The 24,643-nt window shown below is 51.8% G+C and carries 21 protein-coding genes and 2 riboswitches; of the genes, 5 read left to right on the top strand and 16 right to left on the bottom strand.

Translation table 11 applies throughout. From position 1 onward, the window contains the following. Positions 1-117 precede the first annotated feature (117 nt). The 8 genes from metX to NWF35_RS01600 form a co-directional block, all read right to left on the bottom strand. Positions 118-1,281 carry a homoserine O-acetyltransferase MetX gene (metX, locus tag NWF35_RS01635; RefSeq protein WP_301237355.1) on the bottom strand — a complete coding sequence of 388 codons (1,164 nt, stop codon included), beginning with the start codon at positions 1,279-1,281 and terminating at the stop codon, positions 118-120. Between the two features lie 15 nt (positions 1,282-1,296). Continuing rightward, positions 1,297-1,436: riboswitch (SAM riboswitch) on the bottom strand. Between the two features lie 61 nt (positions 1,437-1,497). After that, the gene (locus NWF35_RS01630) at positions 1,498-2,514 is read right to left on the bottom strand and encodes an ABC transporter ATP-binding protein (protein WP_301237354.1); all 1,017 of its coding nucleotides are present in this window, start codon (positions 2,512-2,514) and stop codon (positions 1,498-1,500) included. Between the two features lie 12 nt (positions 2,515-2,526). Further along, the gene (locus tag NWF35_RS01625; protein WP_301237353.1) at positions 2,527-3,444 is read right to left on the bottom strand and encodes an ABC transporter permease; all 918 of its coding nucleotides are present in this window, start codon (positions 3,442-3,444) and stop codon (positions 2,527-2,529) included. Position 3,445: 1 nt separating this feature from the next. Further along, a complete protein-coding gene (locus NWF35_RS01620; protein WP_301237352.1) occupies positions 3,446-4,378 on the bottom strand; it encodes an ABC transporter permease in 933 nt (310 codons plus the stop codon). Positions 4,379-4,465: 87 nt separating this feature from the next. Then, positions 4,466-6,088: a peptide ABC transporter substrate-binding protein gene (locus NWF35_RS01615; protein ID WP_301237351.1), complete on the bottom strand. Its 1,623-nt coding sequence runs from the start codon at positions 6,086-6,088 to the stop codon at positions 4,466-4,468. A gap of 620 nt (positions 6,089-6,708) precedes the next feature. Next, positions 6,709-7,959 (bottom strand): aspartate kinase, encoded by a 1,251-nt coding sequence (locus tag NWF35_RS01610; protein WP_301237405.1) that lies wholly within the window; start codon positions 7,957-7,959, stop codon positions 6,709-6,711. A 126-nt stretch (positions 7,960-8,085) separates the two neighbouring features. After that, positions 8,086-8,272: riboswitch (Lysine riboswitch) on the bottom strand. A gap of 101 nt (positions 8,273-8,373) precedes the next feature. Next, positions 8,374-8,772: an NUDIX hydrolase gene (locus NWF35_RS01605; protein ID WP_301237350.1), complete on the bottom strand. Its 399-nt coding sequence runs from the start codon at positions 8,770-8,772 to the stop codon at positions 8,374-8,376. Between the two features lie 21 nt (positions 8,773-8,793). Further along, entirely contained in the window at positions 8,794-9,540 is a 747-nt protein-coding gene (locus NWF35_RS01600) for a pseudouridine synthase (RefSeq protein ID WP_301237349.1), read from the bottom strand. Between the two features lie 124 nt (positions 9,541-9,664). Here NWF35_RS01600 and NWF35_RS01595 point away from each other — a divergent pair, with 124 nt between their 5' ends. Next, entirely contained in the window at positions 9,665-10,471 is an 807-nt protein-coding gene (locus tag NWF35_RS01595; RefSeq protein WP_301237348.1) for a DUF2935 domain-containing protein, read from the top strand. 56 nt (positions 10,472-10,527) lie between these two features. Here NWF35_RS01595 and mobA read toward each other — a convergent pair whose 3' ends face one another. Then, positions 10,528-11,151, bottom strand: coding sequence for a molybdenum cofactor guanylyltransferase (gene mobA / locus NWF35_RS01590; RefSeq protein ID WP_301237347.1), 624 nt, complete (start codon positions 11,149-11,151; stop codon positions 10,528-10,530). Next, on the bottom strand, positions 11,132-12,937 hold the full coding sequence (gene uvrC, locus NWF35_RS01585; RefSeq protein WP_301237346.1) for an excinuclease ABC subunit UvrC: 1,806 nt from the start codon (positions 12,935-12,937) through the stop codon (positions 11,132-11,134). Before uvrC ends, mobA begins: the two co-directional genes overlap by 20 nt. A 311-nt stretch (positions 12,938-13,248) precedes the next feature. Between uvrC and NWF35_RS01580 the strand changes: the two genes are divergently transcribed. The 3 genes from NWF35_RS01580 (at position 13,249) to NWF35_RS01570 (ending at position 16,752) form a co-directional block, all read left to right on the top strand. Continuing rightward, a complete protein-coding gene (locus NWF35_RS01580; RefSeq protein WP_301237345.1) occupies positions 13,249-14,253 on the top strand; it encodes a hypothetical protein in 1,005 nt (334 codons plus the stop codon). Between the two features lie 636 nt (positions 14,254-14,889). Continuing rightward, a complete protein-coding gene (locus tag NWF35_RS01575; protein WP_301237344.1) occupies positions 14,890-15,717 on the top strand; it encodes a hypothetical protein in 828 nt (275 codons plus the stop codon). Positions 15,718-15,801: 84 nt separating this feature from the next. Then, positions 15,802-16,752, top strand: coding sequence for a hypothetical protein (locus NWF35_RS01570; RefSeq protein ID WP_301237343.1), 951 nt, complete (start codon positions 15,802-15,804; stop codon positions 16,750-16,752). A 109-nt stretch (positions 16,753-16,861) separates the two neighbouring features. Here NWF35_RS01570 and trxA read toward each other — a convergent pair whose 3' ends face one another. The 6 genes from trxA to NWF35_RS01540 all read right to left on the bottom strand — a co-directional run bounded on the left by trxA (position 16,862) and on the right by NWF35_RS01540 (position 22,663). After that, positions 16,862-17,179, bottom strand: coding sequence for a thioredoxin (trxA, locus tag NWF35_RS01565; RefSeq protein WP_212774432.1), 318 nt, complete (start codon positions 17,177-17,179; stop codon positions 16,862-16,864). 256 nt (positions 17,180-17,435) lie between these two features. After that, complete coding sequence (locus tag NWF35_RS01560; protein WP_301237342.1) at positions 17,436-18,422, bottom strand: electron transfer flavoprotein subunit alpha/FixB family protein; 987 nt, start codon at positions 18,420-18,422, stop codon at positions 17,436-17,438. A 16-nt stretch (positions 18,423-18,438) separates the two neighbouring features. After that, positions 18,439-19,212 carry an electron transfer flavoprotein subunit beta/FixA family protein gene (locus tag NWF35_RS01555; protein WP_301237341.1) on the bottom strand — a complete coding sequence of 258 codons (774 nt, stop codon included), beginning with the start codon at positions 19,210-19,212 and terminating at the stop codon, positions 18,439-18,441. 116 nt (positions 19,213-19,328) lie between these two features. Continuing rightward, positions 19,329-19,916, bottom strand: coding sequence for a fatty acid metabolism transcriptional regulator FadR (gene fadR, locus NWF35_RS01550; protein WP_301237404.1), 588 nt, complete (start codon positions 19,914-19,916; stop codon positions 19,329-19,331). Positions 19,917-20,084: 168 nt separating this feature from the next. Next, positions 20,085-20,768 (bottom strand): cell wall hydrolase, encoded by a 684-nt coding sequence (locus NWF35_RS01545; RefSeq protein ID WP_301237340.1) that lies wholly within the window; start codon positions 20,766-20,768, stop codon positions 20,085-20,087. Between the two features lie 179 nt (positions 20,769-20,947). Next, the gene (locus NWF35_RS01540) at positions 20,948-22,663 is read right to left on the bottom strand and encodes a long-chain-fatty-acid--CoA ligase (RefSeq protein WP_301237339.1); all 1,716 of its coding nucleotides are present in this window, start codon (positions 22,661-22,663) and stop codon (positions 20,948-20,950) included. Between the two features lie 503 nt (positions 22,664-23,166). Between NWF35_RS01540 and NWF35_RS01535 the strand changes: the two genes are divergently transcribed. Then, on the top strand, positions 23,167-24,510 hold the full coding sequence (locus NWF35_RS01535; RefSeq protein WP_435873810.1) for an NCS2 family permease: 1,344 nt from the start codon (positions 23,167-23,169) through the stop codon (positions 24,508-24,510). Positions 24,511-24,643 lie beyond the last annotated feature (133 nt).

Below are 24,643 nucleotides of genomic sequence, written 5' to 3'. Positions count from 1 at the left end.
CGTACCTTGATTCAAGCGGTCCAGTAGATAGAAAGGGGTTTCAACTTTGTGAACAACCTTATTGTACTCCCAATTGTTCGACAGCGTCAAGGAAAGGGGGCAGCGTCTTCCGGATCGCTACCCCTCCAAAAACTGCCGGATTGCCGGTCCCATCTTTTCATATTCGATCAAAAACGCATCATGGCCGTACGGGGATTGAATTTCCCACAGTTGCGTATCTTTTCCTAGCGCCCGTAATTCCCGAAACAGTGTCCGTTGCTCCTCAATTTGAAACAACCGATCCTCCTCAATGCCGATGATCAGCACGCGAGAGCGGATCTTTGACAGCGCGGACGCCATTCCGCCGCGTCCCCTGCCCACATCATGCGTGTCCATCGCTTTGAGCAGACATAAATAGCTGTTGGCATCAAACCGGTTAACCAGCTTTTCTCCCTGATAGCGCAGATAGCTTTCCACTTGAAATGTTGCGTCCCGGGACCATTCCGGTACCTCGGTCTGCAAACGGCGTTGGAACCGCTGATGGAACAATGCGTCCGTCCGATAGGTGACCATTCCGACCATCCGGGCGATAGCCAGCCCTTTTTTCGGCCCCGGCCCCGGGTAGTAATCGCCTCCCTGCCAGTCCGGATCGGACATGATGGCTTGGCGTCCGATGTCGTTGTAGGCGATGGCCATGGGGGACAACGCGGTTGTGGTGGCGATGGGGATCAGATTCGCCACCGCTTCAGGGTATAAGATGCCCCATTCCAGTACCTGCATTCCCCCCATGGAACCGCCGACGATGGTATGAACCCGATCGATGCCCAATTCCTGAAGCGTACGATATTGCACATGGACCATATCCCGAATGGTGACCGGGGGAAAAGCCGAACCATAGGGCCGCCCCGTGGCCGGATTGATGGATGACGGACCCGTACTGCCATTACAACCACCGAGTACATTGGTGGTGACGACAAAATACCGGTTGGTGTCAATATAACGACCAGGCCCGATCAATCCGTCCCACCAGCCCGGTTCCCGTTCATCCCCGACGGCATGCGCATCTCCTGTCAACGCGTGACAAACTAAAACGACGTTGTCCCGGTCCGCCGACAGTCTCCCCACTGTCTCCACCGCGATGTGCACATCCTGCAGTGTTTCCCCGCATTCCAACGCTACCGGCCCCACGGCCACCGTTTTCTTTGTCACCGTATCGACGCTGGCTACCACGCGTTTTCTCTCCTTTTTCAAAAGGAAACACCCTCTTCGATCAGAAGAGGGTGTCGTCTGCTCCAATCCCATTGCAGTCCGTCCCCCTTCTCATCTCTCAGAACCTGTCGGTTCTGCAGGAATTGGCACCATTCCCCGCCGATTAATGTGTGCTTTCAATACACACGGGTAAACGGGGTGGTTGCCGGGCTTCATCGGGCCAGTCCCTCCGCCACTCTGGATAAGAAGGTGTTTCCTGATATTCGTATTTGAAGTTATGATACGATGGATCGAAATTTCTGTCAATGTTTACTTGGACGATATGCGCACGATCGGTTCGTTCGTGACGGACGGCGCTTCCGGGTGTTCCAGCCAGCAGCTGACGCGATGCGTTTGGGATACCTCACTAACTTCGGGCATCTCGTCGTTGCATATATGCATCGTGTACGGACAACGATCGGCAAACGGGCAACCCTTGGGCGGGTCCAACAGATCCGGCGGGGACCCGGGGATCGGTTTCAACTCCTGCTTCCGGTCCAAATCGAGCCGAGGCATGGAAGCCAACAGCCCCCAGGTGTACGGATGACGCGGCCGGTAGAAGATCTCTTCCACCGTTCCCGTCTCCACCACCTTACCCCCGTACATCACCGCCACACGTTGCGCCATTTCCGCCACCACACCCAAATCGTGGGTGATCAAGATAACAGCGGTGTCCGTTTTCTTTTGCAGTTCCTTCAGCAGTTCGATGATCTGTGCCTGAATGGTCACGTCCAAAGCAGTTGTCGGCTCATCCGCGATCAAAATCTTCGGGTTGCAGGCCAACGCGATGGCGATCATGGCCCGTTGCCGCATCCCGCCGCTGAATTCGTGCGGATAATTGTTGATCCGTGTTTCAGGGCTGGGAATGCCCACCAAACGCAACATTTCCACCGCGCGTTGGCGCGCTTCGGATGGGGAAATGCGCTGGTGCCAAATTAGCCCTTCCATGATCTGCTTGCCCACCGTCATCGTCGGGTTGAGCGACGTCATCGGGTCCTGAAAGATCATCCCGATCTCCGAACCGCGCACCCGGAACATTTCTTTTTCCGTCAATTTTAACAGATCGTTCCCGTCGAAAAGGATTTCACCGCGCTTGATTTTGCCGGGCGGCGACGGGATCAACCGCATGATCGCCTGGGCCGTCACACTTTTGCCGCTGCCGGATTCCCCAACAATGGCCAATGCTTCTCCCTTTTCCAACGTCAGATTGACACCGCGGACCGCTTGAACTTCTCCTGCATAGGTGTGAAACGACACGTGCAAATCGCGAATCTCCAACAATGCCACGTTGAAACCACCTCATTTCCGCATCTTGGGATCAAGTGCGTCACGTAGACCGTCACCGAACACGTTGAAGGCCAGCATCGTCAAGCTGAGGAAAAAGGCGGGGAAAAACAGCCGCCACCAATCTTCCGAAAAGATCACGACCAACGAGTCGTTGATCATCGTTCCCCAACTGGCTTGCGGTGCCTGCACGCCCAATCCCAGAAAGCTGAGGAACGCTTCGGCGAAAATGGCATTGGGCACCGTAAACGTCAGCATGACAATGATGGGACCCATGGCGTTGGGAATCAAATGTTTGAACAGGAGGCGCTTGGTATCGGCTCCCAGGGTGCGTGCGGCCAGCACGAACTCCTGTTGTTTCAACTGCAGTACCTGTCCCCGTACCAGCCGTGCCATATTGAGCCACCCTGTGGCGGTCAACGCGATGATGATCGTGCCCAAACCCGGCTCCAGCACAACCAGAAGCAACACGACGGTGAGCAGATACGGCAACCCCCACAAAATGTCCACGATCCGCATCATCACTTCGTCCACCTTGCCACCGCGATAACCGGCAATGCCGCCGTACAACACGCCGATGCACAAATCGATCAGGGCGGCGGCCAGTCCGATCTCCAGTGAAATGCGTCCACCGTACCAAGTGCGGACAAAGACATCCCTGCCCAGATCGTCGGTGCCAAACCAGTGCTCGCTTGAAGGCTCCATATTTTTTCCGTTCAAATCCTGCTCATAGTACGAATAGGAAGATAAATGCGGACCAATGATCGACATGACCGCAAGCAGAATGATCGTCACCAGTCCGGCCATCGCCAGTTTGTTTTGTTTCAGCCGTCGCCAGACGTCTTGGGTATAGTTGACGCTGGGCCGTTTGATCCTTTCCGCCTCCAGTGACCGTTTGGGTACCCGTTCAAAACGTTGTGCCGGAATCGCCATCTCAGCTCGCCTCCTTGTGTCCGACTTTGATCCGTGGATCAACCCAACCATAAATCAAATCCACGAGAAAGTTCATCAAGATGAGGATAGCGGAATAGAAGATCGTGATCCCCATGATCACCGGGTAATCGCGGTTGGTCACGCTATCGACGAAATATTTCCCAATGCCGGGGATCGAAAAGATCTTCTCTATGACGAAACTTCCGGTCAAAATGCCTGCGGTCAGCGGCCCCATGATGGTCACCACCGGCAGGATCGCATTGCGCAAGGTATGGCGAACGATGACGCGGCTCGGTGACAATCCCTTGGAACGAGCGGTTCGGATGTAATCCTGACTCAGCACTTCCAGCATGCTGGAACGCATCAGCCGCGTCACCATCGCCAACGGCAGTACGGCCAACGCGATCGTCGGCATGATGCTGTATTCAAACCCATCCCAAGTCGCGATCGGGAGCAGTTCCCACTCCAGCCCCAGATATTTTTGCAGAATCGGCGCCAGGACGAAGCTGGGAACCGATACGCCCAATACGGCGATCAAGGTAGCCGTATAATCCGGGATACGGTTTTGCCGGAGCGCAGCGATCGCACCCAACAACAAACCGAGAATCAGCGACAGGATGATCGCTTGCACCCCCAACTGGGCGGATGCGGGAAATCCTTCGCTGATAATCTGGTTGACCGTGCGGGTGGTGTATTTGATCGATGGACCGAGATCCAACATCACCAGATTTTTCATATAGTAGAGATACTGCTCCGGGTAAGACTTGTCCAAATGATACGCCGCTTTAAGGTTTTTCAGAGTTTCCGGCGGCAATTTTTTCTCACCGGTGAACGGATCGCCCGGCACCGCCAGCATCATCATGAACGTAAGTGTGGCGATCAACCACAGGGAAACCAACATCATCACCAATCGTTGTCCCAGATAGCGAAGCATGCATCCACCACCTCTGCCGTCCAAAATAAATAAGACAAGAGGAAGGCCACCCATTGCAGGTGACCCTCCGGACTGTGGTCCCCTTCTTTATTTTTCCGTCAGATAAGCGTGAGTGAAGGTGAACGAACCGTCAGGCTCGATTTCGACCCCTTTGACATAATCCTTCAACAGATAAACTTGGGTGTAGTTGTAGATCGGCGCAACCGGCATATCCCGGGCGAGAATGTCTTCCGCTTTGTGCATTGCTTCCATCCGCACCTTTTGATCCCCGGTCGCTTTGGCCTGCTTGATCAACGCATCATATTGCGGATTGCTGTATTTGGCGTTGTTGTTACCCCCGCCGGTCACCCACATGTCCATAAACGTCATCGGGTCCATATAATCGGGAACCCAACCGTAGCGGGCGACCTGGAAGTTGCCTTGGGTCAGGTTATCGAGGAACACCTTCCACTCCGTGTTGGCCAGTTTGACGTTGACGCCTAGATTTTGCTTCCACATCTGCTGGATGGCTTCGGCGATTTTCTTGTGCCCCTCGTTGGTGTTGTACGAGATGGTGATATCAGGCAATTGCGTAATGCCTTCTTCCTTCATACCTTCCTGCAGCAGCTTTTTGGCCTCTGCCGGATTGGCCTTGGGTTGGATGTACGGGGCATGCGTTTGTACCCACTCTTTATTCTGGTTGAAATCTCGAATTCCCCACGGCACCCAGCCGGTGGCCGGCGTTTGTCCCTGACCCAGGACGTCCTTCACGATCGCTTCCCGGTCGATGGCCAAGGAAAAGGCCTTGCGGATTTTTACGTTGTCAAACGGTTTTTTCTTGGTGTTGAAGATATAGTAATACAATGCTGGTTGATGTATGATCTTGGCTTTTTTCTCTTTGATTAACCCTACCGCCAAGTCAGGAGGAACATTTCGGCTCATGTCCAGCGAGCCGGATACATACATTTGGTACTCGGTTTGCTCCTCACCGATGAACGGGAAGTTGATCTGCGTCAGCTTGACATTCTTTGCATCCCAATAATTCGGGTTTTTGACCAACTCGATTTTCTTGTCATGCACCCACGTTTTGAGCAGGAAAGGATCATTGCCGACATAGGTTTTGGCATCGGTTCCCCAGTTCGGGTTTTTTTCGGCCACTTTCTTATCAACCGGGAATAGCGCATGAAAGGCCGTAAGCGGGATAAAATACGGAGTTGGAGATTCGAGGGTAACCTCCAACGTTTTGTCATCCAACGCCTTGACTCCCACGTCTTCCGCTTTGGCTTTGCCCGAGTTGTACGCCTCGCCGTTTTTCAGATAAAACAACTGATAAGCGTACTCCGCCGCGTTTTTCGGGTCTAGCATCCGCTTCCACGCATATTCGAAGTCCTGTGCGGTGACCGGATCACCGTTGGACCATTTGGCGTCACGCAGGTGGAAAATGATTTTTTTCCCACCGTCCATGACGTCCCATTTGGTGGCAATACCGGGAATGGGATTTCCGTTTTCATCCAGACGGACCAACCCTTCCAAAACATGCCGCATAACCAAATCGGAAATTTCATCGGTTCCCTTCAACGGGTCCAGTGCTGGTGGTTCGCTTGTAATATAACCGACGTTAAGTACCTGTTTTTCAGCCATGGCGTTGCTGCTATCCTTACCGCAAGCAGCCAGCAACACCATGCTGAGTACCATAAGGATTGCGGTTGTTGTTGCCACCCATCTTTTCATAGACAAACCCCCTTGAATCTTGCGATCGCGAACGGATCATCCGTTCCAATTAGAATAAGATGAGCAAAACAAGAAAACACTGGACAACCTGTCCGCAACTAGGCGAACAACCTACACTGTCCCTTTTACTATATTCCGTCCCAATAGAAAAAATCCTTCCCCTCTACTCAATTTTCAATTTATTTCACAAATGAATACATCCCAACGAAAGTAGGAACCGGATAAGTCGAGTGACCTACGGGAAACGCCCCGTGATCAAACCAACCTCCGATCCCTTTTCACGTTGGGATGTCAGTGAAAAAAGTGATGATGTTTCCGATTGGAAGTATCAGTACTAAGAGCCTGTCTGGTAAATCAATAGATCGAACTGGGCGGCTCCTCTTTCCCGATTTGTTCACACGCGGTGAAGTCTCTCCCCCTTGGGAAAGGGTTCCCTCCATTTCACCCTTTGTCAGACGCACACTGGATGTCTCTGATCAATCCTTTTATTTGGGTATGCCCGTTTCCCTCATGCTCCTTTCACTTTCGTTCAAAGGTCCGCTCGAGGGAAACAGGCCACCCTTACCGGCAGAGATCCGACGGTACCTGTTCGCCGGATGCAAGTCTCCGTCCGAACTGCGTCACACACCCACAGTCGACGGTACCTCTTGTTGTATATTCACATCCAAACCAAATGCGGTATGCAATTCACGAACCGCATCTTTCGCGCGTTCCCGTGCAATCGCGCAAGAGATTTTGATTTCGGATGTGCTTACCATTTTGATCCGGATACCCGCATCCGTCAAAGCCGTAAACATCCGTGCCGCCACACCCGGATTGGTGACCATGCCTGCACCCACAGCGGAAACCTTGGCCAATCCCGTTTCCGAGATCACTTTGACATATCCGAGCGTCTCGCGGTTCTGCTCGATCACATTCCGTGCCTGCTTCCACTCGTCTTCTCCCACACTGAAAGCCACATCGATCACTTCAGCGTCATGTTCGCTCTGCACAATCATGTCCACATTGATGTGGGCGTCGGCCAAGAGACCGAACAACCGAGACAACGTCTCCACCCGGTTAGGCAAGCCCAGCACCTTGATCCGGGCGACTTTGAGATCATAGGCAATGCCGCGCACATGCAACGTATCTTCCATCGTGACACTCTCCTTTACCCAAGTTCCCGGCTCCTCGGTAAAGCTGGAACGGACCACCAACGGCACATTGTGTTTCATGGCGCACTCGACGGAACGAGGATGGAGAACCGCCGCTCCCAAATTGGCCAGCTCCAGCATTTCATCGAACGAGATTTCATCCAACTTCCGCGCTTGCGGGACAATACGCGGATCAGTCGTAAACACGCCAGGTACATCCGTATTGATCTCGCAATAATCGGCAGACAACGCCGCAGCCAACGCCACAGCAGTCGTATCCGAGCCTCCGCGACCCAGCGTGGTGATCTCCCCGTCCTCACTGATGCCCTGAAATCCGGCAACAACGACGATTTCACCGCGATCCAAACATTGACGAATCTTCTCCGTGTCGATCCGCTTGATGCGCGCTTTCCCGTGCACGGCGTCCGTCACCATACCCGCCTGCCATCCGGTAAAAGAACGCGCGGACAAACCCAACTCGTGCAATGCCATGGTCAAAAGGGCAATCGAGATCTGCTCGCCCGTCGTCAGCAACATGTCCATCTCCCGCGGGGAGGGGTCGTCAGTGATCTGCCCCGCCAGCGCCACCAGCTCATCCGTCTGTTTGCCCATCGCCGAGACGGTGACCACCACCTGGTGCCCTTGGGAATGGACTTCCCTGATTCTTCGTGCCACATTGCGAATCCGTTCGATACTGCCTACAGATGTCCCGCCAAATTTTTGTACTACGATACCCATCGGTTCAATCGGCTCCTCTCCCGCCTTTCGTGATTGCAGGGGATGCGCGGTATACGAAAAGGCGACAGCGGAGATGACAGCTGTCGCCATGTGTATGCACGCGGCTCTTCCAGCCTCACCTGTCCCCTGTGAGATAGTGCTCCACGGGACGCGATGCGTTCCCGTGACAGTGTTGCCCCTGTTCGGCGACAACCCCAGCTCCTCCCCTTCCGGCCAGGAGAGAAACTTCGGCGGACTCCCCTTTCCCTGCCGATCGTCGGGAACCGGCCCTCCCGACAGGTACTCTTGAAGCTCCGCGACCTCTACTCCACATGTGTGCAGTGAGGAAAACTTTTTAGATTCAGTTGTTTTCAAGGTTTTCATGCATTGTAACACAAAACGGAGATTTTGCCAATCGTTTCGTTGCATGTTTATTCAAGATCGCTTGGGTGAAACACCCTGCACTGAAAAAATCGCCCGCAAATATCCTTCCGGTATGCGCAATCCACTGATTTCCCCGCGGTCAAACCATCCCATCGCTGTGTGTTCGTCACTGATTCGAGGAATATCCTTCCCATCCCAATGGCAACGATACGTTACGATCAACACTTCAGCCCCTGGTTGTACCTCATACACCCACACATCCAGCAGTCTTTCCACGTCAACCGGAATACCCAGTTCTTCCCTGATTTCTCGTTTCAAACACTTTTCGGGCGTTTCTCCCCGTTCCAACCTGCCGCCGGGCAACTCCCACTCATCCCGTTCGTTTTGCAACAAACAAACTCGTTTTTGCCTATCCGTCAGCACTCCTTTAACGGACACAGGCCATACCATCTTCGTCATTCCTCCCATTCATCACGCCTGAGAGCCGGATTCCGCTCCTTTCAGCGCCGCTACTTCCTCTTCGGTCAACTCACGGTACTCTCCCGGCTCCAAGCTCGGGTCCAACGGCAACGGTCCCATGGCAATGCGTTTCAAAAAGGTGACGCGCTTTCCCACCGCCTGGAACATGCGTTTCACCTGATGGTATTTGCCTTCATATATGGTCAGTTCCACTTCGGATTTCGGCCCCGATCGCAACACGTTCAGTTCGGCAGGCAGGGTGCGGTAACCATCGTCCAATGTTACGCCACGGGAGAACGCTTCGACATCGGCATCGGTCACCGCTCCTTCCACTTCCGCGTAATACGTTTTCGGTACGTGTTTCTTAGGAGACAGCAGTCGGTGCGCCAGTTTGCCGTCATTAGTCAGCAAAAGCAGGCCCTCCGTATCCTTGTCCAACCTGCCCACCGGAAACGGCTCAAAAAAGGCGTGCTCAGGATGAAGCAAATCCACCACCACCGCGCTTTCCCGATCCTCGGTGGCGGACAACACCCCCTGCGGCTTGTTCATCATCAAATAGATATACCGGCGATAGATGACACGTTCGCCATCCACTTCGATCACATCATCATGCGGATCAACATGCATACCAGGATCATCCGCCCATTCGCCATTGACTGTCACATATCCCGCTTTGATCAGTTTCTTGATTTCCTTGCGTGTACCGTATCCCATGTTGGACAAGATCTTGTCCAGGCGTTGGCGTTTCCGTTCTGCCATCCTACATCCTCCCATCATTTTGGCCCAAGTAATCTGATTGTACCGGATCTTCCTCTTAGATGAAACCGCTCGGCATGACCCAAGCCTCTCAGCTCATATGTTGGCTGAGAAAGGAGGGTTTCAGATGGGTCATGGGGAACGGACGAGGTCAGCCTGGTGGGAACATCGATTTTGGCTGCAGGTGTTGGGGGATCACGCGCGATTTCTGACGGACAATTTGTCCCCCCGGGAGAAAAAAGAAGTGGCCCGAGCTGAATTCTTCATCGAACGGATGGACGCATTGTTAAACCAGGCGCGCAGTCCGGGGGATACCGACCCTGCCGAATTCAGCCGCCTGGCTTGTCGGGCCGCATCGGATATTCGAACGTTCAAACTGCATTTGCTCCAACGTCACCTGATCGGCGATATCGCACTGGGCATGACTCCCACGTTTCTCAATCACATGGTGAATGAAGTGGAGGAATATCTCCGCATTCTCCATTATCTCCAAAAAAATGAACCGCCTCCCCCGCTTCACCCGATCCATCACCATCTCGTATGGTTGCCGGATGCCTCAGGACACGCAAATGCGTTGGACGGGAGACTGGACGGGGTGGAACGGCGACTGAAGAAAAAAAGCCGAGCCTTTGCCCGGCATTTTGACGCCTATTATCTCAAGGCGTTGGAGATATCCGGCTATTTGCGGACGTGTCTCCGCGATTTCCCCGCCCTTTCCCGGTTTAATCACGAAGTGGAATTGGAGATCCGCCTGTTCCAAGCATTTTTGCTTGAACTGGAAGAGATGGAACTGCATCATACTGTACTGGATGCCATACCGGCACTGATCCCGGATCACATGTTTCGCGAAGAATGTTACTATCTCCACAAGTTGGCCCAAGTGACCCGTGTCGAACCGCCCGAATGCGATCCCGGAAAACCTCGTACAGAATGAGCGGGTGATCTGATCCATCCGGTTGACGGTCACGTTTCGGACGAGCCGTTATCCCGTTAGTCCGCGAACGAGCAGTCTTCGTGCGCCATTTGCAACGCTCGGTGGTAATCCTCCGGCCGGTTCATGTTCCATACACACCGTTCCGCCTCTTCACCCAAACCGGCTTCCTCCAGGGAAACAAAACGGGTGGGCACCTCCGCCAAAAACCGACGAACCTGCAATTGTCCCTCGCGAAGTTGTCGCGCCAACACGGGTAAACATGCCTTTCGATACACCGCAAACAACGGATGCGGCCGTCCGTCCAGTGTGGGCACACAAACGAAGGCATTTCCCAGTCTGGACAATAACCACACAGCCGCCCTCATCGAGACGAACGGCATGTCGCAAGCCACGACGAGATTGGTTTCACATATAGACGTCGACAAACCGGCATGCAAACCCGCGAGCGGCCCCCGACCCGGCTCACGATCCTTCACCATGGGCACCTCCAGCCAGCGATACCGCTCGGGATGGTTCGTCACCACTAGCACCGGTCCGATGGGGCTCATTTTTTCCACAATATGACGGATGACGGGGACTCCCCCGATCAGCAGCATCGCTTTGTCCGTTCCCATGCGGGAGGAAGCGCCGCCGGCAAGCACGATCACGCCCGTTCTTCGGTCATCGCGTAACCGCATCATGTTCCGATTCCCCGTCTTGTCGCAACGCTTGAATGATAGTGCGTGCCAGCTTGTCGCCGATCCCCGCTTTTCGGTATTCTTCGACAGTGGCGTTTTTCATATTTTCAATTGAACCGAAATGGCGGAACAGCATCTGTTTTCGTTTTTCCCCCACACCCGGAATGTCGTCCAGTTTAGAGCGGAACGCCGCCTTAGTACGGGTTTTCCGGTGAAACGCGACAGCAAACCGATGGACCTCTTCCTGAATCCGCTGCAGCAAATAAAATTCCTGGCTACCTCTGGGCAAATCGACCGGCTCAGGAGGATCACCCGCCAACAATCTCGCCGTTCGATGCCGATCGTCTTTCACCATGCCGCCGACGGGAATATACAACCCCAGCTCATTTTCCAACACATCCCGTGCCGCCGCTATCTGCCCGCGGCCGCCGTCGACGAGGATCAAATCGGGCAACGGCAGATCCTCTTTCAACACCCGCGTATACCGGCGGCGAATCACTTCACGCATCGTTTCGTAATCATCCGGTTTGTCCACCGTACGGATCTTGAATTTACGGTATTCCTGCTTGGCGGGTTTACCGTCAAGAAACACCACCATCGCCGAAACAGGATCAGTCCCCTGGATGTTGGAGTTGTCAAAGGCTTCGATCCGTCGCGGCACACCGATCCCGAGCGCTTCACCCAGCTGTCGGATGGCTCGCTGCGTCCGCTCTTCATCCCGCTCCATCAGGCGGAACCGCTCTTCCAGGGCAATCCGTGCGTTCTCCTGCGCCATCTCAACCAGCTTTCGCTTTAGCCCCCGTTGCGGAACATGGACATGAACGCCGTTCAACCATTCGCGCAACCACTCCGGATCGACCTCAAACGGCAGGAAAATCTCTCTGGGGAGCGCTGGATTGTCATGGTAAAACTGCGTGACGAACGAGAGAAAATCTTCCTCCGGTTCGTTGTAATGCGGAAAAATGGATACGTCCCGTTCGATCAGTTTGCCTTGGCGGACGAAAAACACTTGTACGCACATCCACCCTTTGTCGTGGGCGTACCCGAACACATCCCGATCCACATTGTCTTGGAACGTGATCGTCTGTTTCTCCATGATCGTCTCGATATGCCGGATGAGATCCCGATACTCCTTGGCCCGCTCGAAATCCAGCGATTCAGCGGCCTCTTCCATTTTGCGCCGCAGATCACGCTGTACCTCTTGGTACCCGCCGTTTAAGAAACGAACGATCTGCGTCGTCATCTCCTCATACTGCTGACGATCGACAGGGTATTCACATGGTGCCAGACATTGTCCCAAATGGTAATACAGACAGACCCGCTTGGGCAACGTATTACATTTTCTGAGCGGATACAACTTGTCCAGCAGTTTTTTCGTCTGTTGCGCCGCCCCCGCGTTCGGATACGGGCCGAAATATTTGGACCCGTCTTTCCGTACCCGGCGCGTCACTTCCAACCGGGGATGACGTTCCTTCGTCAATCGGATATACGGATAGGATTTGTCGTCTTTGAGCATGACGTTGTAACGGGGACGATGTTTCTTGATCAGGTTGCACTCCAAGATGAGCGCCTCAATCGGACTCCCCGTCACGATGTATTCAAAATCGGCGATCTCGGAGACCAACCGTTGGGTCTTGGCATCATGACTGCCGGTGAAATACGACCGCACCCGGTTTTTCAGGCTTTTGGCCTTGCCGACGTAGATGATGTCACCGACTTCGTTTTTCATCAGATAACAACCGGGCTGATCGGGTAGGAGCGGCAGTTTTTCCTTGATGGTTGGACGCATCGTTTTCCTCCCTTCCGCTCCTTGTTCGCTTTTCCGTCTCCTCACAAATATTTTACACCAAAAATAGTATAAACGTCGGCCAGCCTGTCAAACCGCTCGACCCTTGTTTTAATACTGATACTGATATCGTCTTGAAATCGATGAGGAGAACACATTTTCCTCTAACCGGTACTAACTCCCTTTACAAGATTTTTTTCAAAAATGAAACCATGTAAAGATAAAAACCGGTATAATAGGGGTCAAAAATAGATGGGAGGCTGGATATGCAGTCATTCGTCTCAGTCCTCAGAAGACACTCAGGGATGGTATGGTTGAGTTATTTGGTAGGAATCACGTTGACTATCATTGCTTCAATAATTCTCTTGGTGTTGCTCATGTTGATCTTCGGTGTCGCTACGGTGACTGGTTGGGGATCAGAAATCAAGTACATGCTGGAGCATTTGAATTCGATCCAGGCCATGATTGTGGGGATGACGGCGATTGTTCTGTATTTTCTTTTCTATTTGGCCATTATTTCATTTTTTGTTGGAGGGTATTATGGTCCCGCCGTGCAAGCCGTCTTTGAAGACCGCGTGACGATCGGTTCGTTCTTTCGATATGGATATCGATTTGTCTTTCGTTTCGCGGGGAAATATGTACTGATCGTAATTCTCGGCTTGTTGCTTGTATTGCCCTCGGTTCTTTTGATCGCAACGAGCCACTCCGACTGGGTGAAAAGCATCGGCGTCATTTGGTATCTCTTCGTCTATGTGTACCTGATCATTTGGGTGAGCCATTCACATGTGATCATGATCGCCGAAAATGAAAAAGTGTTTCGTTCCGTTAAACTTGCGTGGTTGGCAAGCTGGCGGAAATGGGGACAGTCATTGCTGACGTTCTTGATGATACTGGCATGGTTCGCCGCTCCGTTGGTACTCATACTTCCCTTGATCCCGCTGTCAGAGAACAACCTGGCCCTAAAGGTAATCTTGGGGATTTTGGCGTTTCTCACTGGGCTTTACTATATTTACTTGATCGCGGTGATTCCGTTGTTGATTGTCTGGCGATACAAGATGAAGATCCGGCCGGCAATCATCCCGACTCCACCACCCGGTCCTTCCGGGGAAGGGCCACATTCTTGGTATCATAGCGAACCCTATAGAGCAGGGTCGTCACCAAATGGTCCCCAACTTGAAGCTAACGACTGGGGAACGATAGGCGTTCCACATTCTGCGCAAAGTCAACCCTATCAACCGCAAACCGAATATCAGCCGCCGTTTACTTATCAACCACCTTCGACCACCCATCCAAATCCGAATCAACCGCCTCATCATTGAAGAATCAAACGCCTCGGGGTGCTCCCGAGGCGTTTGAAAATGGTGGTTGATTGGTTCTTAATGAGAAAATATGAAAAATCCTCTTCAAATCTGAATAAAAAAAGGTAAAATAGAGATCGATCACATGAGTTTCATAAAAATATCTGTTTATGAAACACCTGACGCAAATACATAAAGAAATGAGGGGTTTGCATGCCATCATTCTCATCCGTTTTGCGTCGGCATTCGCTGAAAGTTTGGTTAAGCAACTTGTTGGGGTCGCTTGCACTTTTGATAGTGTTTACGTTTGTAATGAGTATTTTGTTTTTCGTCACATTTGGATCAATTTTGGGGTCTGGCGCCTTAAACAAACTGGAAAGCGATAGCTTCGATCCAGTACAAATCGTGGGAATTTTCGGGTTCAGTGTAATCTTTTATTATGCGATTTGCTTTTTGTTCGCATCCATCTGGAGTTCGGGAGCAATCGGAACAGCTGTTGAGGCAGTTTGCCGTGGTCAATCATCAATTGGTTCGTTCTTCCGTACGGGATTCCGATACGCTTTCAAGATGCTCGGCCTCAGTTTTTTGATGTTCTTTGCCTACATTCCATTTCTACTATTCTTTTTTGGGGCCATTTTTTCATTTGCGAATCATAATTTGGTTCTCGGGTGGATTCTGGTCATACTATCATTGGTAGGTTATTTTGTCCCCATACTAGCGTTTATGAATGCACCGATTATTCTGGTAGCTGAAAACGAAAAAGTGTTTCGTTCTATCAGCCAATCTTTCCGTTTGCTCCGGCAGCAATTCAGTACTGTTTTCCTCACGTTTTTGGGGATTTTAGGCATTTCGGCAGTCGCGTTAATCATTGATCTGATTATGAGTTTTCTTGCCAAAGTCAGCTCCATGATTGCATTCTTTGTTTTTTTACTCATCATTCCCTTTTGGGTATATGTGTTCACTGTCAATATTCTCTTCATCGCCCATCGTTACCAAAACCGGCTGCGCGGCGAGTTGTACCCGGTAAGCGGGCCGACTGCGGATGCCAACTGGCAAGGGCAAGGACAAGGGTATCAAGCCCACGGCTATAACCAATCTCCTCAGCCGCAGGGACCTGCCACAGGCTTTGGCAACGGATACAACCCGAGCTTCAATCCGCAGGGATCAACGTGGCAGCAACCGAATCAACCGTCGCAACCACAAATGGGAAGCCAGTCGGTTTCATGGGGTCAACCCAACCAGCCGTTAACGACACCGTCCAGTGGTTCCGGCGCTCAGTCGGGTTGGTCCCAACCACAACAGCCATCGTCGGGGCCGCAGTTCCAGTCGCCGTTCCAACCGTCTTTTACCTTCAACCCGGGCCAACATCAGGGGAAACCGTCCTGGCAGGTGCCGCAATCGTCCCAACCGCAATCCACTCAGCCATCGCCACAGCCTCAACCGGAAAAACCGAGCCAACCACCGCAATACCCCCGGCAACAGTGAAATATTTCCCTCAACAAACGGACGCCTTCGGGCGTTCTTTATTATGAGGGGGTCAATGACGAAATATTGAAAGGAGTGATCGGGTTGCGTGAAACACTCAGCCTCCTGAACCGCCACGGTATTAAGCTCTGGTTCAGCACGTTTTTGGGTGGATTGGTCTCAATTTGCGTGTTGATTACTTTTTTTGCCATATCCATCCGGATGATCGCACCGTCTTTCTTCTCTCGTCCGGTTGAGACCCTAACTGCACTGCGAACAGATGCCCTGCCCCAGATCTTGACACAAGTACCACCCATATGGAAGACGGGGCTAGAAATTCTTTCGGCCCTGATGCTCCTGTTAATCTTGTTTTTGCTGTGCGGCATGATGGGGTCCATCCGGGAAGCTACGTTGCATGACTGTTTTTCCGTCAGCCATTTCTTTTACTACGGCATGCGCTATCCGGTACGGATACTTCTGATGTTGCTGATTCACGCCATCCTGATCGGCATGACGGGCTGGGGCGTCACGCAAATCGCCGAGGTAGTACCGACGGGACTGGGACAAATAGTAGTTTGGATCGTGGGCGGACTATTGTTGCTTGGTTTGGCGGTGGCGACTGTTCACACCCCTGTCATCTCGATGGTGGAGAAAAAGGGTGTGTTCTCGGCGGTGGGACACAGCTTTCGCCTGTTATTTCTCCAAGGCGGAACGGCCATTCTCTCCTTGCTCTACGCATTGATTCTAGGAACGCTTGGTGTGACCGTGTTGACCATGATCACCGTGTGCCCTTGGTTTGTTCTCCAATTTTTCGGCGACCAAACCATTGCCAATATCATCGGTGGTGGATTCGGAGGACTGTTCTTCTCGTTGTTCCACATGATCCCCACCATGATAATGATCAGCACGTTGTACACCCGCTACGCCCGCCTCATCCGTATCAAACTGTTTGAAGACGATACGGAAAATGAATGGTTGCCAGAGCCAACCGACAGTCGCCCATATGGAGGGGGATGGTCGAACCGTAACCGCTTAGGATCTCGAAGACCAGGGTGAAGGGTGGCCGGTTGAAAACGGATCTACCGGATACGCCCTTGAGCGAATGTTGCTCCATAGAAACATCAAACCCGGCAACCGATCGGATGCCGGGTTTTCACACAGATGCTCACAAATATTGATTCAACCACTGCATCAATTGCTCTTTGGGTTGATAACCGGACATTTTGGCCACCATTTCGCCGTTTTTGAACACCATCAGGGTCGGAATGCTCATCACACCAAAACGGCTGGCGGTTTCCGGGTTGTTGTCCACATTCACTTTGGCGATTTTCAATTTATCGCCGATTTCTCCATCCACTTCTTCCAAAACCGGAGCAATCATTTTACACGGTCCGCACCACGGAGCCCAAAAGTCCACCAGTACGGTGCCGCCGGATTCTACTTCACTGGCAAAGGTTTGATCCGTCACATCCACAATGGCCATACATAGCCCTCCTTATCCATTGGTTCGTCGGATATGTATCAGTATACCACCGAAGCCGACGAACTTCCAACCCTTTCGGGTAACGAAATATTGAGAAGACGCATGAAAGAGGGCGGCAGGATACTCCTGACCGCCGGTAATAGCCCAAACGACGAAGCGAAATTGGGAGACGGTCGACAAAGGCCGTCTCCCAATCGCAGCACCGGGTGTACCTCTTCACTTGATTCCTCAGATTTTTTCCCGTTGAGGGAATTCGTCACACCTTTTGCGCCAGCACTTTTTTGAACTCTTCCGTCAACATGGGCACTACTTCAAACAAATCCCCGACAATGCCGTAGTCGGCGACGTTGAAAATGTTGGCTTCCGGGTCCTTATTGATGGCCACGATCACTTTGGAGTTGGACATGCCGGCCAAATGCTGGATGGCACCGGAAATACCGCAGGCGATGTACAAGTCAGGGGTCACCACTTTCCCGGTTTGCCCGATTTGCAGTGCATAATCGCAATAACCGGCGTCACATGCCCCGCGGGATGCCCCCACGGCTCCGCCCAGTACGTCCGCCAACTCCTTCAGCGGTTTGAATCCGTCGGCGCTCTTCACACCCCGACCGCCGGAAACAATGATGCGCGCTTCGGAGAGGTCAACCCCTTCCGCCGTCTTTTTCACCACTTCCTTGACAATGGTGCGAAGTGTCTCCGGCGCAAACGTCACATCCAGCTCCTTCACCTCCGCATTTCGCGACCGGTCTGGTTCACGAGCCGGGATGTTGTTGGGGCGCAGGGTGGCAAACACCATCCCCGACTTCACCACTTTTTTGACAAAAGCCTTTCCGGCATAAATCGGCCGTGTGAAAACGATGCGTCCATCCGTCAGTTGTACATCGGTGCAGTCAGAAATGAGCCCCACTCCCAAACGGGCCGCAATCCGCGGGCTGACGTCCCGTCCTACTGCCGTATGCCCGGTAAAGATGACATCGGGACCGACAGTGTCGATTACCTGTTTGAACGCCTGGAAGTATGCATCCGTCGTATATTGATCCAACTGTTCGTTCTCCACTATGATCACTTCATCGGCACCGTAATGGGCAAGGGTTTCCACGAAGGATTTCGCTTTGCTTCCAAAAACGGCCGCCGTCACCTTGCCGCCTTCGGCCACACGTCCCGCAGCGGCCAAGCATTCCAATGATACATTCCGTAAAGCGCCGTCACGCACATCTGCCAATACCAATATGTTTCTGCTCATCTTCATCGCTCCTCCCTCAGATCACTTTTGCTTCATGCTGCAGCAAGCGGACCAATTCTTGAACCTGTTCGGACAGATCTCCTTCAAGGATTTTGCCTGCTTCTTTTTTCGGAGGCAGGAACACTTCCAATGTTTCCGTTTTCGCTTCCAACAGTTCTTCGTCCAGATCAAGGTCATCTACATCCAACCGCTCCAGCGGTTTCTTTTTCGCTTTCATAATGCCCGGCAACGAAGGGTACCGCGGCTCGTTTAATCCTTGCTGCGCGGTCACCAAGATCGGCAGCTTGGATTGGATGTATTCCACGTCCCCTTCGACGTCTTTTTCCACTTCCACGGTATCGCCGTCGATCGTCAATTTCGTAATCGTGGAAATATGGGGGATGCCCAACAATTCCGCCAATCGGGGGCCTACCTGGGCCGAACCGTCGTCCACGGCCATATATCCCGTGAGGATGATATCATATTCCAAATCCCGGATCACACTGGCCAGTATGTGGGCGATTGTGTGCTCATCCGCTTCCCCTTCAAAATCTTCCATATCAACGATGATTCCTTTATCTGCTCCCATCGCCAACGCGGTACGGAGCGCTTGCTCGGCTCGTTCCGGCCCCACCGTGATCACGGTTACTTCTCCCCCGTGTTGTTCTTTCAGCTTGATGGCTTCCTCGACCGCATATTCATCGTACGGATTGATGACGAATTCCACACCTTCCTCGCTGATGCGCCCGTCTTCCAAGACAATTTTTTCTTCCGTGTCAAAGGTTTGTTTCAGACAAACCAGGATATTCATGACGTACTCTTCCCCCTTTGGAGACTAGTTTGAAAAAAAGAAATATAAAGGTGAAACGGGCCCGTTCCTTGCTTGGGAGCGGGTTCCGTTTATTGACCGTCAACGGTTCTGCCGCATTAGCGCGATTTGATCCCATGCAAAAACAGGGACACGATCGGCTCCACCTGATCTACCAAACTGTATTTGCAATCCTTCATGATCCAAGAAGTGACCATTTCGTCAATCGCGCCAAAGATCATCTTTCGTGTGATGCGCACATCCAGGTCGTTGCGGAAGATCCTCTGTTCCATCCCAGCCGAGATGATGCGGTCGATCAGATTGAGATATTTTTTCAAAATCTCTCCGATGGCTCTGCGTACACCGGGATTGGATTGTCGCAATTCAATCTGCGTTACGATCGCCAAATGCCGATTTTCCTCCATGGATTTGAAATGGAGACGGATCAGCTCGCGAAGCTGATCAGCGGGCGAAGAGATCCCTTTTATGACTTCTTCTACTTGCCGGATGAACGCACCCATTTTCTCATTAAACAACGAAATGAGCACATCGTCCTTATTTTCGAAATATAGATAGATCGTCCCGTCGGCGACTTTGGCCTCGCGGGCGATCTTGGATACCTGCGCGTTGTGATAACCGTGTTCCGCAATCACACGCACGGCCGCGTTGATGATCGCTTCATATTTTTCCCCCGTTCGTTTTGCCATCATGTTGTTCCCTTCCCATCATAAAATCGAAGAAATGAATGATTGTTCATTCAATTTTTAGTTTATGCCACAAAGCATCATCTGTCAACTTTTTTCCGTCCACATTGGCTGTAAGCGCATTCATACGTTATTATACATCAATAAAAAAATCCCCGCTGCATGCGGGGATCATCGGGTGAACACGTGATTACCGATCCGTTTGATGACCGGCCGTTTTTTACTCCACGCGGCGGTGGCAATTTCGGGATTATAATAATATAATGCCCCTCCGGTGGGATCATATCCCTTCAAGGCTTTCATCACTGCGAGACGCGCTTCGTTATCCGGTTTTAACCAGATCTGACCGTCCTGTACAGCCGTAAACGCGTTACGCTGGAAAATGATCCCTCGGATGGTAGAGGGGAAATGTGGAGATTCCAATCGATTGAGTAAAACTGCTGCAACCGCTACCTGTCCTTGGAACGGTTCACCCCGAGCTTCACTATAAACCACACGTTCCATCCACCGGATATCTTGTGCGGAGAGATGGTAACGCACAGCTCGCTTGCTGGATGTCGACCGACTGCTAAGAGTCACAGTTGTCTTTTTGGTTTTGGTTTCTTTTGTTTTGGCGGCAGTCGTTTTTGTGGTTGCTGCATGTGTTGCATGAGTGGTTTGTTTGGTTTTGTCGGAGATCTTTGCAGAAATACGGGGTTGTTGCATCACACGGTAGGAATTGAACTTCATCTGTATCGCTTGCTGGCTAACTCCTCGATCCTGAGTCGGATTATTGAAAGACGGTTGGTGCCATCCCACTGCCACAAGGGTTAAAAGACAGGCCGACATGCCGATGAAAGTACGTATGATAGGCATGTGAGCCGCTCCTTCCCACTTTGTGCCCTAACTCATTTGGTTTTCAAACACCTCGCTATTATAACAAACCCTTTTCCAGCCGTGACATCCAATTTATTCAATTCATACCAACAAATCGGTATATTTCTACGAAAAAAAAGGCTGTGATCCAACACAGCCCCAGTTTGATAGCAAAGTTTTTAACCATTCCCTGTTTTGGTGTTTTCCGGTGTAAATGCGGCTTTTTTCTTCTCCTCCTCAATCAATACACGGCGCAGCACCTTGCCCACCGCACTTTTGGGCAATTCAGAACGAAACTCATACTGTCTCGGAATTTTGTACCGAGCCAGCTTGGCACGGCAAAATTGCTCCAGCTCTTTCTCTGTCACCTGGTGGCCTTCCTTCAAAACGACAAACGCTTTCACCGTCTCTCCGCGATACGGATCGGGAACGCCGATGACGGCGGCTTCCTTTATCGCCGGATGCTCGTACAGCACCTCTTCAATTTCCCTTGGATAGATGTTGTAACCACTGGCGATGATCATGTCTTTTTTTCTATCCAATATGTAGAAATACCCATCCTCGTCCATCGTCGCGATGTCGCCGGTGGACAGCCAGCCGTCCTTCAACACTTGCGCCGTCTCTTCCGGTCGGTTCCAATATCCCTTCATCACTTGCGGACCTTTTACCTGCAGTTCACCAACACTGCCTAAAGGCAGCACTTCCCCCGTACTTGGATCGACGATCCGACAATCCGTGTTAGGCCACGGCAAACCGATGCTGCCAGTTTTCCGACGTCCCCAAATCGGGTTGGCATGGGTGACGGGCGATGCTTCCGTCAAACCGTATCCTTCCACCAAGCGACCGCCGGTCAGCTCTTCGAACCGTTGCTGCACCTCGACCGGCAACGGAGCGGAACCGCTCAGACAGGCACGGATCGAAGACAAATCATATCGGCTGATGTCAGGATGGTTGATCAACGCAATATACATCGTCGGCGCACCCGGGAACACAGTGGGCTTTTCTTCGTTGATCAGTCTCAGCACTTCATCCACGTCGAACCGAGGGGCAAGAATCATGGTAGCCGCCATGTAAACGCTGAAATTCATCACCACGGTCATGCCGTATACATGAAAGAAGGGTAGTATTCCCAGCACCTTCTCCTCACCGAGTCGGCAATCATGCGTCCAATGGGCGCACTGAACCGCATTGAACACGAGATTGCGATGAGTGAGCATCGCTCCTTTGGGCAAACCGGTCGTTCCGCCGGTATACTGTAACAAAGCCAAATCATCGGCTTCAACGTTGACATCTTCCACCGGTTTTGCAAGCGCTTTCTTTAGCAGCCGTGAAAAACGAAAGACTTCCTGTTCATGATACGGCACGTTCACATGATTGCCGTCCTTCCACAACTTCAGCGGATACAACCAATTTTTCGGCCAAGGCAGATAATCCCCGATCCGAGTCACAATGATGCGGGAAAGACGCGTCTGTTCCTTGACACTGGCCACTTTGGGATAGAGTAAATCCAGACAGATGATAGTCTCCGCTCCGGAATCACACAGTTGGTGCTCCAACTCCCGCTCCATGTACATGGGATTGGTTTGCACGACGACGGTTCCGATCATCAAAGCCCCGTAGTACGCAATCACCGCTTGGGGGGAGTTGGGCAACATAATCGCCACACGATCGCCTTTTCGGACACCGAGGGATTGCAGCGCCCGGGCAAAACGGGATACATCCGACAACAATTGCCGATAGGTAATGCGTTTTCCCATGAAATAAATTGCTTCCCGGTCAGGAAACTCCTCTGCTGCCGACAACAGCAATCGGGTCAGCGTCACATCAGGGACATCCAGATGCTTCGGAACTTCCAAAGGATAACTGCGCCACCATATGCGTTCGTTATTCGTCATGGAACACCCTCCACTGATTGATGAATGAATAATCATTCATTATCGGGCAGTCTACAAAATGAACCGACCATTCTGTTCAATTCTATTTTACCGAAATTTCGGCTGTTTTTGAATCACCTATTCCTTCAGATCAATGTTGTTAATTGCGATCCCATTCCCATTTTATTACTTATTTAAATATACTCTTCTTGTATATATCATATTTAAGTAAATAGACTCGGGTATATATGGGGTATAAACGTGATTTTTCCATGACAATCTGACTTCAAATGGTAGATTCCCTTCCGATCTTTGTAGTAACATAGCAAAGTGAAACCATGATGAGACAGCCTCATAGGTTCGATTTCCCATCTGAAAAGCCGTCAAAGGTTGGCCACGGTTTCGGTCGAGGGAAATGGGAATCCGCGGTCATCCGGTAATCGGCAATATCGGGAGATGTTGGACATCATAGGCAAAAAGGAGGATTTCCCATGGCCGATTCACAAGTGGAAACGCCGCAATCCATGGCGGTAACGGAAATGTCGCAAAACACCCAAGGATTTTTGGACCGATTTTTCCGATTGTCTGAGCGGAAAACCGACGTCAAAACGGAACTTTTTGCGGGTCTCACCACTTTTATGACGATGTGCTACATCATCTTTGTTAACCCGCAAATTTTGTCCGACGCCGGCATTCCCAAGGAGGGAGCTATCGCCGCCACCATTTTCGCCAGTGTTTTTTGTACACTGCTTTTCGGATTGTGGGCCAATTTTCCGGTGGCCATCGCACCCGGTATGGGGCTGAATGCCTTTTTCACCTACAGTGTTGTACTTGGACAAGGGTTGAGTTGGCAGACCGCTCTTGGTGCCGTCTTTATCTCCGGACTCGTCTTTTTCCTGCTGACAGTGACCGGGATACGCCGTAGACTGGTGGCAGCCGTGCCAGAAGTGCTTCGGTCCGCCATCGTGGTGGGCATTGGACTGTTTATCGCATTTATCGGGCTGAAAAACGCAGGCATCATCGTGAAGAGTCCTGCCACCTTCGTCTCGCTGGGTCAAGTGACACAACCTGGCCCGATCCTGACCATGATCGGTCTGTTGGTGGCTGTTATCCTGATGGCGCGTAACATCAAAGGGGCCATGATCATTAGCATTTTGGTCACCACCCTGTTGGCAATGGCATTCGGCGTGACTCCGGTACCACACCGATTGTCCGACGTGATGACGTTCACCATGCCGGACATCACCACCACGCTTGGGAAATTGGACATCATGGCCGCCATTCATTACGGTATTTTTTCCATTATATTCTCTTTTACGATCGTGGAGCTGTTTGACAACCTGGCCACATTGATCGGCTTGTCCAAAAAAGCGGGATTGATGGACAAAAATGGCGATATCCCCAATTTGAACCGCGCACTGCAAGCAGATGCCGTGGGTACGATGATGAGTGCCACGTTCGGCTCCACTGCACTCAACGCTTATATCGAGAATGCCGCCGGTATCTCTGAAGGTGGGCGAACTGGTCTCACCGCAGTGGTAGTGGCGGGTCTGTTTCTGCTGAGCCTGTTTTTGACACCGTTGATTATGCTGATCCCCTCGGTGGCCACTGCACCAGCACTGATTCTGGTCGGCTCGCTGATGCTGAGTGAGATCAAGAACCTTTCGTTCGATGATTTCACCGATACTGTTCCGGCGTTTTTGACCATCATCCTGATGCCGTTGACTTCCAGCATCGCAGAAGGATTGGCCTTCGGCTTCGTCAGTTATACGGTGTTGAAAACATTGACGGGGAAATACAAAGAAATGAATTTCTTTTTGTATCTGATTACAGCAGCATTTATCATCAATTTCCTGTATCACGGATGATTGACACTCCACACGGCTAAAGCCGTGATTCTTGAGTGGTTAACGCCCTCAGTCCATTTCTGTTTCGGGCAACCCTCAAGCTAGGGCTGTGTCATCAGCCCGTCCCACCCGGTTAGCACGTACCCGAATGGGC

Source organism: Polycladomyces subterraneus, from assembly GCF_030433435.1.
GTDB classification, from domain to species: Bacteria; Bacillota; Bacilli; order Thermoactinomycetales; family JIR-001; genus Polycladomyces; species Polycladomyces subterraneus.
The sequence above is the reverse complement of the archived record's forward strand: the minus strand, read 5'-3'. Positions and strand labels throughout refer to the sequence as shown.